Origin of the sequence: Porcibacter vitabionis, assembly GCF_046263795.1 — a bacterium.
Lineage (GTDB): Bacteria > Bacillota > Clostridia > Lachnospirales > Lachnospiraceae > Lachnocurva.
On record NZ_JBJYZD010000007.1, the window covers coordinates 103743 to 118936 of the forward strand.

Sequence of the window (15194 nt, forward strand, 5' to 3'; positions counted from 1 at the left end):
CTCTCTTTATGCTGCTGTCTTACGGATTCCCGAATTCCAGGTCAAATTCCGACGGTAAGAAACGGGGGCAGACATTGTCCGTTGTTGAAATGACAGAGCTTGCCATCCGGGTCCCGATCCGGCAGGCCTCCCCCAAGGTCTTCCCATAAGTCAGACCGATCGCCACGCCGGAGAAGAAGGCATCGCCTGCGCCGGTCGTATCCACAACGCCGACATTGATGGGCGGGCAATAGCCGGGCTCACCATTTAGTTCCGCATAGACAGCACCCTTTCCTCCCATGGTCACAACCATGCCGGGATAATGGGCCCGTTTCACATTCCGGTCAATGACAGGCATCAATTCCTCCGGTGTCATGCTGCAGTAGTCATCCGAAAAGAGAAGACCCGCCTCCTGCACATTGCAGACCAGAATGCCGGACCTCTGGATCAGATCCCGTCGTTCAATCGCTATCGACATATTGGAAATCGGACAGTAGACCTTCTTGTGGTATTTATCCGCCAGCTCAAAAATTTTCTTTAAGATCAAAGCTTCGATATCGAATTCTACACAGATACTGTCTGCCTCGGCGAAGATCTCATCGCCCTCCTCATTAAGGATCCGAAGGATCTGTGACAGATCCGGCCGTTTGGAAATGGAGGCGATGACATCGCCCTCATTCGAAAAAATGGCAAGCCAGGTTCCAAGCCCGTCTTTGACTTTACGAATATAGGACGTATTCACCTTATGACGAGTTAACTTGTCAATGACTTCCTGTCCCAGGGCACTCTCATCGACGATGGAGAGAAATGTAGGGCGAAGCTCTATATTTGCAATATCTTCCGCAATATTTCTGCTGACGCCGCCATGGACTTCGATGACATTGCCGGCATTCCGGCCGTTCGGCACGTACTGGCCGCTGGGATATCCCTTGATATCAACAAAAGTGGCTCCGATCACAACAATTCCGTTTTTCATATTTCTCTAACTCCATTTCGATCAGGCAGATTCACGCATAGTATCCTTGCTTGGTAACTTCCGCCAAAACCTTACATATGGATCCATCCGAATGCAGATGCCACGCTGGATACCAGAATGATCAAGACAAAAAGCGGTGCCAGCCATTTGATCGTGAAGTTGAAAATACCCTGACGGCGGAATGCACCAGCCTCCAGAACTTCTTCTGCGATCTTCTTTCTGCCGATCACGAAGACGACCAGCATACAGGTGGCAAAAGCAGCGATCGGCATCATAACGGAATTGGTCAGGAAATCAAAGAAGTCCAGAAAACTCATTCCAATGATCTTCACATTAGAAAGCGGGCCATAACCCAAAGCAGAAAGAGATCCGAGAACAATCATGATGCAGCCGATAATGACAGTCGCTTTCTTTCTGGACCAGCCCAACTGATCCTCAAAAGTTGATACAGCACTCTCTTCCAGGGCAATGGCACTGGTCAAGGCTGCGAACAGAACCAGAAGGAAGAAGACCGCACCGATCACATTTCCAAATCCCATAGAATCGAAGATCTTCGGCATAGTAATGAACATCAGCGAAGGTCCGGCCTGGAGATTCTCTGCCGCTTTGTCACCGGAGAAGGCAAAGACGGCCGGGATGATCATAAGACCTGCCATAATGGCAATCAAAGTATCAAAGAATTCCACCTGACGGGTTGCTCCCTCGATCGAGACTTCCTTCTTCATATAGGAACCGAAGGTGATCAGGATCCCCATGGCAATGGACAGGGAATAAAACATCTGCCCCATGGCGGATACGACCGTCATCCAGGAGAAGTTCTTCAGATTCGGAACAAGCAAATAACGGATACCGGCACCGGCGCCGGGACGCGTCATGGAATAAATGCAGACGATCACAGCCAGAACGACCAGAGCCGGCATCATGGTCCGGCTGACTCGTTCAATACCGCCCTGCACTCCCATGAAAATAATGAAGAGAGAGAGAATAGAGAAGATCAGAAACCAGATCTCCGATGTCAGTCCGCTGGTGATCATGGAAGAAAAAGCATCCTCCTTGGCAAGATCATGCGAATTTCCGATACAATATTCAATAAAATAACGAACGACCCAGCCGCCGATCACCGAATAATAGGGCACGATCAGGATCGGAATAATGGCATTGATCCAGCCGCCGATCTGTGACCAGGGCTTCTTACTGAAGTAGCGGAAGGCACCGACCGGGCTCTTCTGTGACATACGACCGATCGCTGTCTCTGCTACGATCATGGTATAGCCGAAAGTCAATGCCAAAATAATATAAATGACGAGGAAGATTCCTCCCCCGTATTTCGCGGCAAGATAAGGGAACCGCCAGATATTTCCCAGACCGACGGATGCGCCGGCTGCGGACAAGACATAACCTATTTTTCCTGTAAATTTACTGCGTTTTTTTGTTTCCATTTGTCAACTGTGATAATCGGCCTTGCAGGTAACCAACCTTCTATCATTTCTCCTTCCATTTATGATATATAGCTTTATTATTATACGTTCAATGACAGTTGAATTTCAATACAGCTATGTGTGATTTTCCTTCAACTTTTTTCAAGTTCAAAAAATCCTCCGGCCTTGTGGCCGGAGGAGCCTTGTAAAATAATGGATTCTGCGATCAGGATTTCTCTTTCTTCGAATGGTCCTGGTAGACGATAAATTTGTTCTCATGCAATGTCTTCATGTATTTGCCGAGTCTCTCGTAAAGCGGCTCCGCCTTTTCGCCGAACTCTTTCTTCACCATCTGCCCGATCTCATAGACCGAGGTCTCACCGTCCAGCTTCTGCCAGACGAAGGATCCCAGGTCATCCAGCTCGATATCGGAGAAGCGGGGCTTCTTCGCAAGCACCTGTACCAGCTTGTCGGCAAGCCCTTTATGCTCGATCCGGACCAGGACATGACCATTCTCAGCCAGTTTCCAGGAATAGAGCGCATTCCGATGAGGTTTAAAATCCAGTAGATTCTCACTTTTCTTCATCGGATTTGTCCTTTTTCAGAACCATATGTAAGAGGGTAGCTGCCAGGAGAATGAAGAGGATCAGAGAGCCGATGCTTCCGAGACTGAAAGTGGAGGAGACATCGATATTCAGCTTAGCTGCAGCAAATGCAGCCAGGAGAATACCAACCAGACCCTCGCCGGCAATCAGACCAGAGGAGTAAAGGATACCGCGGTTATTCGCTGCCTTACGCTCTTCTTCACTCAGGGTACGCTTCTTATCAACATAGAGACGAATGAGTCCGCCAACCATCATCGGAAGGGAAATATAGATCGGCAGGTAGAGTCCTACAGCAAAAGGCATAACCGGAATGCCCATGATCTCAACGACCACGCCGATGAAGACGCCTGCAAAAATCAAAGCCCAGGGAAGATTTCCCTTCATAACGCCCTCAACGACCATCTTCATGAGTTCTGCCTGCGGAGCCGGAAGCGCCTGGCTGCCATAGCCCATTCCACTGTTCAGAAGATAGAGAGTTCCTCCGATCGCAACAGAAGATGTCAGAACACCGATGATCTCACCAATCTGCTGTTTCCAGGGAGTCGCTCCAACGATATAACCGGTCTTCAGATCCTGTGAGGTATCGCCTGCAATGGCAGATGCGATACAGATGATCGATGCAATGACAATGGCACCGGTCATGCCCTTCATCCCGACATTTCCGGTTGCCTTCAGAATAGCGGTAACAATCAGAAGGGTTGCAATGGTCATACCGGAAACCGGGTTATTGGAAGATCCGACGATACCGACCATTCGGGCTGATACCGTTACAAAGAAGAAAGCGAAGATAATGATAAGGATCGTTCCGCCCAAGCCGACCGGGAATACCGGAAGGATCCAGATCAAAAGGGCTGCAATAACGATACCGATCACCAGGGCTCTTGCCGGCATATCCTTATTGGTACGGATGGCATTACCGACCTTAGAGCCGTATCCCTTGATAGAACCGGAGAAAGCCCTGATCATCATGGGAAGAGATTTTAGAAGGCTGATAATACCGCCGCATGCTACGGCACCGGCACCGATGTATTTGATATAAGATTTCCAGAGCACAGGTGCTGCCATGGAAGAGATCGGATCAGCTCCCGGATAGATAACCATGTCACCGCCGAAAACATAGATCAAAGGCATGAGAACCAGCCATCCAAGCAGACCACCGGTCAGCATGTAAGAAGAGATCTTCGGTCCGCAGATGAAACCAACACCCAGAAGAGAAGGCAGGGTATCCATACCGATACCGGCTCCTTTGTAATTCTTAAAATCATAGGTGATCTCACTGGGGAAGATCTTCAGGCCATCTGCCAGGAATTTAAATAGAGCTGCGATCCCAAGTCCGGAGAATACGGTCTTTGCATTAGCACCGCCCTCTTCACCGGCCTGAAGGACTTCCGCGCAGGCAGTTCCTTCCGGATAAGGAAGAGTTCCATGTTCCTGAACGATCAGGGCATTCCGAAGGGGAACCATGAAAAGCACACCCAGAACACCGCCGACCATACAGATGACGGCAATCAGAGCAAAGGAAGGATAAGAAGTCTTTCCATCATTTGCCCACATAAAAATAGCAGGTAAGGTGAAAATTGCACCTGCTGCAACAGACTCACCTGCAGAACCGATGGTCTGTACCATATTGTTTTCGAGAATGGAGTCTCTGTGCAAAATCACACGGATAAGACCCATGGAGATTACTGCGGCCGGAATGGATGCAGAAATCGTCATTCCGATCTTCAATCCCAGATAAGCATTTGCTGCTCCGAAGACAATTGCCAGAAGAATACCGATGATAATGGAAAACGGCGACAACTCCCGCATGGCTGTGTCTGCAGCAACAAAGGGTTTAAATTCCTTTTGTTCACTAGTCATTTGTAAAACCTTTCTATTTTCTAAAACCTTCCTCTTGTGATAGAGACGAAAAAAGACCGCTATGAAAGCGGTCTATATTTCTCCCCCTCCCATCTCACATACAAGAGACAGTATAATTCTGATTCTTTTATGTGTCAACACGTTAAAGTGAATTGGTTTCACGAATTGGTTTCACGATTTGGTTTCACATAAGCGATCTTCCGACAAAATTCTTCTCAAGGAGCGGGTCTTTTGCCCAGTCTTCAAGGCTTTCCTCCTTCGACAGAACCTTAGAGAATCCAAGGATAAGGCTTGCTGCCTTGGGTATGGCCTCTTCGAAATGCCGGGTCAGCTCCTGATTGGAAGAAGCGCAGGACAGATTTGCTTTCTTATTTATGATATGTCCTTTCAAGGTCTGGTACTTTCCCAAAACACGCAGTGCCGAATAGATAAAGTTTCTCTTATGATCTGTGGGGCAAAGGAGAAGCTGATGAAATTTCACAAAGGACTCCAGGGCTTCTCTTACCGTTTCGGCAGAAAGTCCGGGATAGAAGACCTGGATGATTTCAGATGTATAGGCATCTGACGGAAAACCGGGGATCCTGCTGTAGGACAGGGGATCCTTCTTTTCCTTTACAAGAAGGCTTCGATCGAATTCGCCCTCGATTTCATAATGGCTGATGGAACTTGTCTCTGCATACGAATCAATATATTCGTGGCACATGGCATCCAATGTGAAATGACAGACCACCCCGTAGAGATAAACCCGCCGGGCCTCATAGTCTTCGCCCTCTTCCATCTGATAGGCATCCGAGAACCATCTTTTCCCGCTCTTCTCATGCATGGTTTTCCCGAGCCGGGAAACAGCATTCGCCTTCAAAGGATGATAGTAAAAAAGAATATCCGGCCCCTGGAGGCCTGCCAGATAGAGGTCCCGATGTCTACGAATACTTTCTTTCAAAGGATCCGGCAGCGTCTGAAAAACGCGAATCCCAAATAATGTATGTGCAAATCCTGCTGGCATAAAGTACGCTCCTTTCAATGTGATCCGATGGTTTTATCCTCAAATGATTCTATGATATACGTATCAAAAGTGGCTTTTGCCACTCATATCAGTCTATTCTCCAGGTTTCCATGCTACAAGCGGATCCGGTGCATCCCTATGAGGCCCCAGCATCTTCTCCATCCAGATCATGTCATACCAGCGATCGAATTTATAACCGCAATCATGAAAACATCCGATCAGGCGATAGCCCATTTTGGCATGAAAATCCGCGCTGTTTTTTGTCAAAGTCTCATCTTCTGTCTTAGGATAAGCGATACAGGAATAAACATTTAAGATATGCATTTCTTGAAGCGCACCTTCCAAAGCCATGAGAAGTTTCTTCCCCAGACCCCGATGACGAAGAGTATGATCGAGATAGATCGTGCTCTCTGCCGACCAGTCATAAGCCTTTCTCCCATAGAAAGGGCCGGCATAGGCATAACCTAAAATCTTTCCGCCCTCTTCCGCTACGAGATAAGGATAGCGACGGAGTGTCTTTGTCATCCGTTCCTGAAATTCCTCCAAGGAAGGGCAGGTCCATTCAAAAGTGATCGCCGTATTCAAAACATAATAGCGGTAGATTTCGAGGATTGCAGACGCATCTGTTATCTTCGCAGGGCGAATCACAATTCCCGTGATGTCGTTTTCTTTTGTACACATAAATCAGAGAATTCCTTCCAAAATTTCCCCATTCCTGGAAACAAGAAAATTTTAACATATTTCAGGGGAAATGATGTATCTTATTGTTATAGGCCCTGTGAACCCTGTGAGCAGGATTTGCCATTTTCCTGGCTGCAAATGCCAGATCTTTCAAATGAATTTTCAAATGATGGAGTGACTGACCTATGCTATACATTCTATTTCTGATTTTCGGCACGATCTGCATTCTTTATGGAATCTTGATCGGCTCCGCCCGCTCCGGCACCGGATTTTTTCTGGTCTGGCTGCTTGTCGGCGGGCTTTTCCTCTTCCATGGATTCGCCCTGCATTTCCACTGGCTGGACCGGATTCCCATCTGGCTCCGTAGAACGAATCGGATCCTTCTGGTCTGCCTTGTTTTTCTCATCGCAACCAGCATGGTCTGCATTTTCTCAGGCTTCCGGCCTCCTTCCGGGACAGAAGCGGATACCATCATCGTTCTGGGCGCCCAGGTCCGCGGCAGAAAGCCTTCCCGAGTCCTCCTGCATCGCCTGGAAACTGCAGAAAGTTATTTGAAGGAGCATCCTAAGACCAAGTGTATCGTTTCCGGCGGCCAGGGTTCCAACGAAGCTCTGCCGGAAGCCACAGTCATGAAAAACTGGCTCCTTGACCGAGGCATTTCAAAGACCCGGATCCAGGCCGAGACCCGGTCACGGAACACGAACGAGAACCTCCTGTTCAGTCAGAGGCTTTTAGATCCAAATGCAGACCGGGTTTTCATTGTCACCAGTAATTTCCATGTCTTCCGGAGCGTAAAACTGGCCGAAAAACAGGGATATCGCAAGGTATCCGGTTTGCCGGCGCCGACCGAATCCCTGTATCTTCCCAATAACATCTTCCGCGAATCGCTGGCTATCATTAAGGATAAGATGGTTGGGCATATTTGATTACAGTGTCAAAAGTCTTGCCACAGGGCATGCTTGCATGCCCTGTGAGCAGACTTATTGACACGCCCCACATGAGATAGGTAACGATGGCGAAGCATTTCATGTAATACAAGAGCTACTAAGGAGAAAAAAATGAAGATTCAAAATCAAACAGATAGCAATAAAAATAATAAGGAAAGGCAGACAGAAATGGATCGTCACCCCCGCTACAAGGCCGCGATTTTCGACATGGATGGAACAGTTCTCGATACCCTGGAGGATCTGAAGGATGCCTTAAACTATGCCATGCAAAAAAGCGGGCATAAGATTCGCCTGGATCGGCAGCAAACTGCTCTTTGTTTCGGAAGCGCTGTACATGTTGCCATTCAGAGAGCCCTGGCGATTGAAAATGGGATGGCCGAACAGGATCTCCTGCTGATTGGCACAACCGGTCATGATAAAGTGGATGGCATTGATGAAAATGAAGTGAACCGCATTCAGGCCATCTATAAACCCTATTATGAAGCACATTGTGCTGATAAGACCGGTCCTTATGCCGGCATTCCGGAATCCATTCAGAAACTCCGCGCCGCTGGTATTCCTTGCGCAGTCGTATCCAATAAACCGGATCCTGCCGTTCAGAGCCTGGTTTCCTCTGATTTCCCGGGTGTCTTTGATTTCGCTTTGGGTGAAAGGGAAGGGACCCGGCGGAAACCGGCTCCGGATATGACGCTTCAGTCCCTGAAAGCACTGAATATCGATCCTTCCGATGCGGTCTATATTGGAGACACGGAGATCGATTTTCGAACAGCAAAAAATTCCGGTCTCGACTGCATTTCGGTGACCTGGGGCTTCCGGAGCAGGAAATTCCTGGAGGACCTCGGTTCCAGAGTCATTGTAGACCGGCCGGATGAGATGGTAGATGTGATTTTGGGAAAGTGATAAGACGGGTCCTATGTCAGCGACCGTCGAAAAGTACAGGCTCTCCGAGTCATTCTAGGTGTAGGGCCGTGACAGGCCGACCTGATTCCCTTATTTCAGCCGGGGCCGAATGACCTCCATGAGATTCCAGATGATCTCCGCTGTCAGGCCCCAGATCAGGCCCTCCGGCGTATCATAGAAATAAACCGGCCGATGTACATCGCGCCACTTCAGATCCCTGCCGCCCGGAATTTTATCGAAAGGAAAGTCCGAATCCGGGCTGGTCTTTGCGGTCACACCTGCTACCACCGGCTCATGCTCCAGAAACCAATCGAGGGGAAGAACAAAGACCCGTGAGATCTCATCTTTTGAGAAACTTCCCTGATAGTTCTGCAGCTCTCCAAGAAAAGAAGTTACCTGGATCCCGCCGGGACCCTGCAAGACATGCATAGGGCAGATCATACAGATCTTATGTCCATTGACCCGGTTTAACTCCAATTCTTCTTCCGTTTCGCGGCATGCCGCATCTTCCGGACTCTCGCCCTCTTCCACATGCCCGCCTGGAAAACAGATATCCCCGCCTTGCTTTATATTTTCCGAACGTACTTCAAAAAGCAAATTGTAGCCGGTCGAATGGTCATCGTCAGCCGATTTCTGAAGAAGCTGGGCAAAGCCGGCGTAGGCATTCTCCCGATGGAGATGGAAGGTCTCGTCCGGGTCGTCCTTGGACTCCTGGTATTTCAGCTCCTTCGGAACCTGCGTATCATGCAGAAGCGGAATCAAAACGGCTGCTTTCCCCTGGTCCCAGGCAACCGGCTCCAGAGTATGTTTTCTTAAGGTTAAAAGATTCAAATTCATAGGCATTTATTCCAAGACACGGAGTACATTGTCAATATTTTTTACCGAATGATTCTTCATCAGGACTTCCATAGCAGTTTCCAGGATATTGCGCTCCACATCATGCACAATAATAATGATCGATACGATACCGTCCTCTTCCCGGTCGGTCTGCTGCGTCATGGTTTTGATGCTGATTTCATAAGTGCCGAGTGTCGATGCGATCTGTCCCAGCACACCGGGGCGGTCCTCCGCGCTCAGGCGGATATAATAAGGATTCCGTCCCTCCCCCAAAAAATCCAAAGCCGCATCATAGCGAAGATGCGGGGTCAGATCATAGGCCGCGCCCTTCTCGATCTTTCTTGCTTCGCCAATCACATCACCGATGACCGCACTTCCGGTCGGGAAGGGGCCGGCTCCACGTCCGTAGAACATCAGGTTGTCTACTGCATTTCCGGTAATGTAGACCGCATTGAATTCATTATTCACATTTGCCAGGGGATGATCCATCGGCACGAGAGAAGGCTCTACATTGCAGGTCAGGGCACCATCTCTTCTCTCTGCAGAAGCCAGAAGCTTGATGGTATAGCCGAATTCCCTGGCAAAATTGATATCCTTACTGCTGACATCCGAAATACCCCGGGTCGGGATCTCATCCGGTGCTACCCCGATACCGAATAGCAGAGAGATCAAAATCGACAGCTTATTTGCGGCATCGATGCCCTCGACATCCGCTGTCGGATCCGCCTCGGCAAAGCCCTTGGCCTGAGCATCTTTTAATACGTCTTCATAAGATGCGCCGTCTTCGGTCATCCGGGTCAGAATATAGTTCGTGGTTCCATTCAATATGCCTTGAACGGAAGAAAATTCGTTACAGATCAAAGCACTTGTAATGGCATTTAAAATCGGAATACCACCCGCAACACTGGCTTCAAAACGAAGCATTAATTGTTTCTCGGTAGCCAGTTCCTGCAGCATCTTGCCATTCTTTGCAATGGCGGCCTTGTTGGCTGTGACAACATGCTTTCCGGCTTTTAGGGCTTCTGCCATATAGGTTGTGGCCGGCTCTACACCGCCGATCAGTTCAATCACGATCTGGATCTCAGGATCATCCAGGATATCCCGGATATCTGTCACATATTTTTCCTTGGGAATATCAATGCCGCGGTCCTTTTCCGGATGACGATTCAAGATCTTTACGATCTGCAGATCGAGATCCGTCGCTTCTTCGATTTTATGGCGATTCGTCTCTAAGGTCATATATGTTCCACGGCCTATATTTCCAATGCCAAGCATTCCGATTTTTACAGTCTTCATGTCTGTCCTCACAATTCTTTGGTTCTGTTGATGGAGATCTTTTTCTTTTTCCTGTTTTTTATTCTACAGTATGGCTGGCAAAAGTATATTGATTACTGATCTTGCCCGAAAATTGCTTCCCTGATTCACAATCCTCTCATCATTTTACTACAAGAGGAACATTTCTGTATAGTAAAACCGCTGGAGTTCGCGCTTCCCAGCCGGCATTTGTCCCTTCTGCACAATCTGCATGATATTCTCTTACTTCCTCTTCACCATCTGCACGGTATAGTCCGTGTCAAAATGCAGATCGCAGATATATTTTTCCCCGATCGTCCTGTGAACCTCTTGTTGAATTTCCCGGTCCAGTTCCTCCGGTGGTATTTCAAAGCCAAACGGCATCAGAACATCAAAAACCAGCGTGGTATGGAGGGATCCCGGAACGGTTCGAAAATCATGCATGGAAAGGCTCGGACTGATCTCCTGCAGGATGGAAAGAACCTGTTCCTGAAGCTTTAATACCCTTGGATCATCGGTAACAATCGGATCCATATGAATGGTTGCGGTACAATGAAGCTTGTTTTCCAGTTCTCTCTCTGCATGATCAATGATGTCATGAAGCTCGATAATATCCCCATCCGCCGGCACTTCGGCATGGAGAGAAACGATCCGGCGGCCGGGCCCGTAATCATGCACGATCAGATCGTGAATTCCTGTGATCCTTTTATCCTGCTCTCGCATGATGGTGCGGACTTCCTTGATAAATTCCGGATCCGGCGCAGTCCCCAGTAAGGGGTTCAGGGTATCCTTTGCCGACTTCACACCGCCAAAGAGGACAAAAACACCGACAAAAAGTCCGCCAACTGCATCCAGCCATTGAATTCCCGAATAATGTGATAATAAGGTAGTTAAGATGACAACACTGGTTGAGATACAGTCTGAGAGCGAGTCAATTGCTACTGCCTGGATGGTCGGCGACTGAATCTTTCGTCCGATCGACCGGTTATAATAAGCCATATAAAACTTCACCAGAATGGTCATAGAAAGAACCAGAATCAAGATCGGCGAAAATACCGTAACCTTGGGATGAATCAGGCGAAGAAGGGACTCCTTGATTAATTCAAAGGCCATGATCAAAATCAGCGTTGAAACGATAAAGCCTGCAATATACTCAATTCTTCCATGACCGAAAGGATGTTCCGGATCCGGTTTCTCTTCTGACATTTTAAAGCCTACCATAGTCACCAGCGAGGACCCGAAATCCGACAGGTTGTTCAAGGCATCCGCGATGATTGAAATCGAGCCGGAAAACAAGCCGGTAATCATTTTTCCTATAAAAAGAAAAAGGTTCAGAATCAGACCTGCAATTCCGCAGATCCTTCCATATAGAGCCCTTTTTTCTTCCTCGCTTGTGTTTGATTTGATCAATATTTTTTCTAAGATTGTAATCATAAGATTGATGTCACCTGCTTACTAATCGATCTAAAGCCTTGGCTGATATTGTTTACTCTTGCCTGTCTTTGCTTGTTTTTGTTCTTGCTTGCTTTGCTTCTCTTGCATAGCCCCGCTTACTGTTATAAGTACTGATATAAGTGCTGATTGCTATAGTCAGCCTGCTTACAGCCTGCTTATATATCATTCCATTATATGCTTTTTCGACTGAGGAAAAAGTTTTTTCGACAGAACCGTCTGGAAAATCGATATATGAAATCTTTTCAAAATCATGCGCATTCTGAGTAGAAAAAAGGCCTATTCTGAGGCAAAAAATTCGATATATGAAATCTTCTGAAAATGATGCTATTTATTCGCTCAAAAAACACGCATGAATTTAAAAAGATTTGATATATCGAATTTTGGAGCCCATCTGTACGCTATAGAAGCCTGGAAACACGCATGATTTTGAAAAGATTTCATATATCGAATTTTGAAGCCCATCTGCACATTGTCGGAACCTGGAAACACGCATGATTTTGAAAAGATTTCATATATCGAATTTTGAAGCCCATCTCTACATTGTCGAAGCCGGGAAGCGGCTTGCTCTGCCTGGCCGGCGTTGAAATGACTATTTGAATAGAGTATGATTGCAAACAGAATATTTGCATACAAGAAAGGACCCATCGATCATGGAACTGAACCATTATCTTACTTACATCGGAAACGAACTGAAATCTCTGACCGCCATCGCCAGCCCGACCGGTTTTACGAAACATGCCACAGACTATCTCATGCAGGAGCTCACCGGTCTTGGCTACCAGCCAAGCCTGAGCCGCAAGGGCAATGTCCACTGCGAGATCGGCGGTGAAGGTCATCCCCTGGTGCTGGCCGCTCATGTCGACACCCTTGGCGCCATGGTCCGTTCCATCAAAGACAATGGCCGTCTCCGCCCGACCACCCTGGGCGGTCATCAATGGTCCACAGCTGACGGCGAAAACTGCACCGTTTTCACCCGTGACGGCCGCTCCTACACCGGTGTCGTCCTGAACATCGAGCCTTCCGTTCATGTTGCAGATGAAAAGATAGACCAAAAGGAAGAAAATATGGAAATCCTTCTGGACGAAAACGTTGACAGTAAGGATGCTGTCAAAGCGCTCGGAATCCAGACCGGAGATATCATCGCCATGGATCCCAGAACGATCATTACAAGATCCGGCTATATCAAGAGCCGCTTCCTCGATGACAAACTTTCCGCGGCAACGCTTCTTGGTTTTGCCAAATGGGTCAAGGAAGAAGGGATCTCCTTAAAGCGGAAAGTCACTCTGATTTTCACTGTATATGAAGAAGTCGGACACGGCGGAAGTTTTGTACCGGAAGATACCGAGGACATGCTTTCCGTCGATATGGGCTGTGTTGGCGCAGATCTGGGGTGTACGGAACGGATGGTCTCCATTTGTGCCAAAGATTCCGGAGGCCCTTACAATTATGACATGGTTTCCGAACTGGCATCAACCGCCAAAGCCCTTGGCCTTTCTTATGCCATCGATATCTATCCCCACTATGGTTCTGATGTGGAAGCCACACTTCATGCCGGCTACGATATCCGCCACGGCCTGATTGGTGCAGGTGTCTATGCCTCCCATAATTATGAAAGGTCCCACATGGACGGCGTGAAGAATACCTTCCTCCTGCTCCAGGGATTTGTACAAAGAGATCTTGCCTGAGAGATCTTGCCTGAGAGATCTTGCCTGAGAAATCTTGCCTGAGAGATCTTGCCTGAGAAAAATGTATGCCCGCCGGCATAGCTGACGGGCTATTTTTGTATACAGGCGACATTCTACAATCCACAATCTGAAATTAATACCAATCTCCACTTGTCATATTTTTGCACTTATAGTGATATCGCCGAAAGAGCTTGAATTTACAAATTCCTTCTTTTCTTTTGACTTGTATTTGATATAATACACTTAATGTTAATAATTTAACAATGTTTAAGGGGGTCTGACAAACCTGTCTGTCATGACCTATGGAGTCAGCATAAAAGGAGGACTTATGAAGGTATTAGTCATCAACTGCGGCAGCTCATCACTGAAATTCCGTCTGATGGAAATGGATGATGAAAGCATCCTGGCAAAGGGGCTCTGCGAACGAATCGGATCGAAATTCGGTCACTTCCGCTACGAACCGACCAATGCCGAGCGACTGGAAAGAGATTGCGATCTTCCGGATCACGATGCAGCCGTAAAGATGGTCATTGAAACCCTGATCAGCGAAGACCATGGCGTCATCGAAAGCGTTGACGAAATTGATGCCGTCGGACACCGTATCGTTCACGGCGGTGACAAGTTCTCCGGACCTGCTTGCCTCACACCTGAAGTCATCCGCGACATCGAAGACTGTTCCGCCCTGGCTCCCATTCACAACCCGGTCAACCTGATGGGGATCCGTGCTTGTCAGAAATATATGCCAAACGTTCATATGGCCGGTGTCTTCGATACAGCATTTCATCATACATTACCGGAAGAAGCCTATCTCTATGGCATTCCTTATGAATATTATAAGAAATATAAGATCCGCCGTTATGGTTTCCACGGTATGAGCCATGAATATGTTGCTCGCCGGACTGCAGAAGTCATGGGCGTTCCTTTTGACCGTTGTAAGCAGGTTGTCTGCCACTTAGGGAATGGTGCATCCATCACGGCAGTTAAGAACGGCAAGTCCGTTGATACTTCCATGGGTTACACTCCTCTGGAAGGTATCATCATGGGGACACGTTCCGGTTCCATCGACCCTGAGATCATCAATGTCATTGCCAAGAAGGAAAAACTGGATACCCAGGGCGTCATGGACGTCTTGAACTATAAGTCCGGTGTCTATGGCCTGAGCGACTTCCTCTCTTCCGATATTCGTGACCTGACCGTAGCTTATGGCAAGAATGATCCCAATGCCATTCGTGCATTGAATACCTATGTTTATGCAATCGTAAAATACATCGGTGCTTACGTCACAGTTCTCGAGGGCGTTGATTCTATTACTTTCACCGCCGGTGTCGGCGAGCACTCTGCTTTTGTTCGGAAATTAGTCTGTGAGAAACTGTCCTTCCTGGGAGTCAAACTGAACGATGTCGCAAATGATAATGTCCGCGGCGAAGCCTTGATTTCCCTGCCCGATTCTCATATCCGAATTTTTGTGATTCCGACCGACGAGGAACTCTCTATCGCACGTCAGACCGCAGCACTGGTTGAAGAAGTGAAAAGCAAAGAAGCGAATCATATGTGA

The 15194-nt window shown here is 47.8% G+C and carries 13 protein-coding genes; 4 read left to right on the forward strand and 9 right to left on the reverse strand.

Annotated elements, in window-relative coordinates:
• Positions 1-19: 19 nt before the first annotated feature.
• From ACKX2L_RS07085 to ACKX2L_RS07110, 6 genes are all read right to left on the reverse strand, one after another.
• Positions 20-955 (reverse strand): carbohydrate kinase family protein, encoded by a 936-nt coding sequence (locus tag ACKX2L_RS07085; protein ID WP_497551097.1) that lies wholly within the window; start codon positions 953-955, stop codon positions 20-22.
• Positions 956-1026: 71 nt separating this feature from the next.
• Positions 1027-2394 (reverse strand): sodium-dependent transporter, encoded by a 1368-nt coding sequence (locus ACKX2L_RS07090; protein ID WP_497551096.1) that lies wholly within the window; start codon positions 2392-2394, stop codon positions 1027-1029.
• Positions 2395-2599: 205 nt separating this feature from the next.
• Positions 2600-2959 (reverse strand): PqqD family protein, encoded by a 360-nt coding sequence (locus ACKX2L_RS07095; RefSeq protein ID WP_497551095.1) that lies wholly within the window; start codon positions 2957-2959, stop codon positions 2600-2602.
• A complete protein-coding gene (locus tag ACKX2L_RS07100) occupies positions 2946-4838 on the reverse strand; it encodes an OPT family oligopeptide transporter (protein WP_497551094.1) in 1893 nt (630 codons plus the stop codon). Before ACKX2L_RS07100 ends, ACKX2L_RS07095 begins: the two co-directional genes overlap by 14 nt.
• 184 nt (positions 4839-5022) lie before the next feature.
• Complete coding sequence (locus ACKX2L_RS07105; RefSeq protein ID WP_497552943.1) at positions 5023-5841, reverse strand: zinc dependent phospholipase C family protein; 819 nt, start codon at positions 5839-5841, stop codon at positions 5023-5025.
• A gap of 93 nt (positions 5842-5934) precedes the next feature.
• A complete protein-coding gene (locus ACKX2L_RS07110; RefSeq protein WP_497552944.1) occupies positions 5935-6522 on the reverse strand; it encodes a GNAT family N-acetyltransferase in 588 nt (195 codons plus the stop codon).
• 185 nt (positions 6523-6707) lie between these two features.
• Between ACKX2L_RS07110 and ACKX2L_RS07115 the strand changes: the two genes are divergently transcribed.
• Both ACKX2L_RS07115 and ACKX2L_RS07120 read left to right on the forward strand, forming a co-directional pair.
• Positions 6708-7448 (forward strand): YdcF family protein, encoded by a 741-nt coding sequence (locus tag ACKX2L_RS07115; RefSeq protein ID WP_497552945.1) that lies wholly within the window; start codon positions 6708-6710, stop codon positions 7446-7448.
• A 132-nt stretch (positions 7449-7580) separates the two neighbouring features.
• Complete coding sequence (locus ACKX2L_RS07120) at positions 7581-8369, forward strand: HAD family hydrolase (RefSeq protein WP_497552946.1); 789 nt, start codon at positions 7581-7583, stop codon at positions 8367-8369.
• 90 nt (positions 8370-8459) lie between these two features.
• Here the strand turns inward: ACKX2L_RS07120 and ACKX2L_RS07125 are convergent, their stop codons facing one another.
• The 3 genes from ACKX2L_RS07125 to ACKX2L_RS07135 all read right to left on the reverse strand — a co-directional run bounded on the left by ACKX2L_RS07125 (position 8460) and on the right by ACKX2L_RS07135 (position 11933).
• Entirely contained in the window at positions 8460-9206 is a 747-nt protein-coding gene (locus tag ACKX2L_RS07125) for an NUDIX hydrolase (protein ID WP_497552947.1), read from the reverse strand.
• A gap of 6 nt (positions 9207-9212) precedes the next feature.
• Positions 9213-10502, reverse strand: coding sequence for a homoserine dehydrogenase (locus ACKX2L_RS07130; protein WP_497552144.1), 1290 nt, complete (start codon positions 10500-10502; stop codon positions 9213-9215).
• Positions 10503-10742: 240 nt separating this feature from the next.
• The gene (locus ACKX2L_RS07135) at positions 10743-11933 is read right to left on the reverse strand and encodes a cation diffusion facilitator family transporter (protein ID WP_497552143.1); all 1191 of its coding nucleotides are present in this window, start codon (positions 11931-11933) and stop codon (positions 10743-10745) included.
• Between the two features lie 671 nt (positions 11934-12604).
• Here ACKX2L_RS07135 and ACKX2L_RS07140 point away from each other — a divergent pair.
• Positions 12605-13639 (forward strand): M42 family metallopeptidase, encoded by a 1035-nt coding sequence (locus tag ACKX2L_RS07140; protein ID WP_497552142.1) that lies wholly within the window; start codon positions 12605-12607, stop codon positions 13637-13639.
• Positions 13640-13967: 328 nt separating this feature from the next.
• A complete protein-coding gene (locus tag ACKX2L_RS07145) occupies positions 13968-15194 on the forward strand; it encodes an acetate/propionate family kinase (protein WP_497552948.1) in 1227 nt (408 codons plus the stop codon).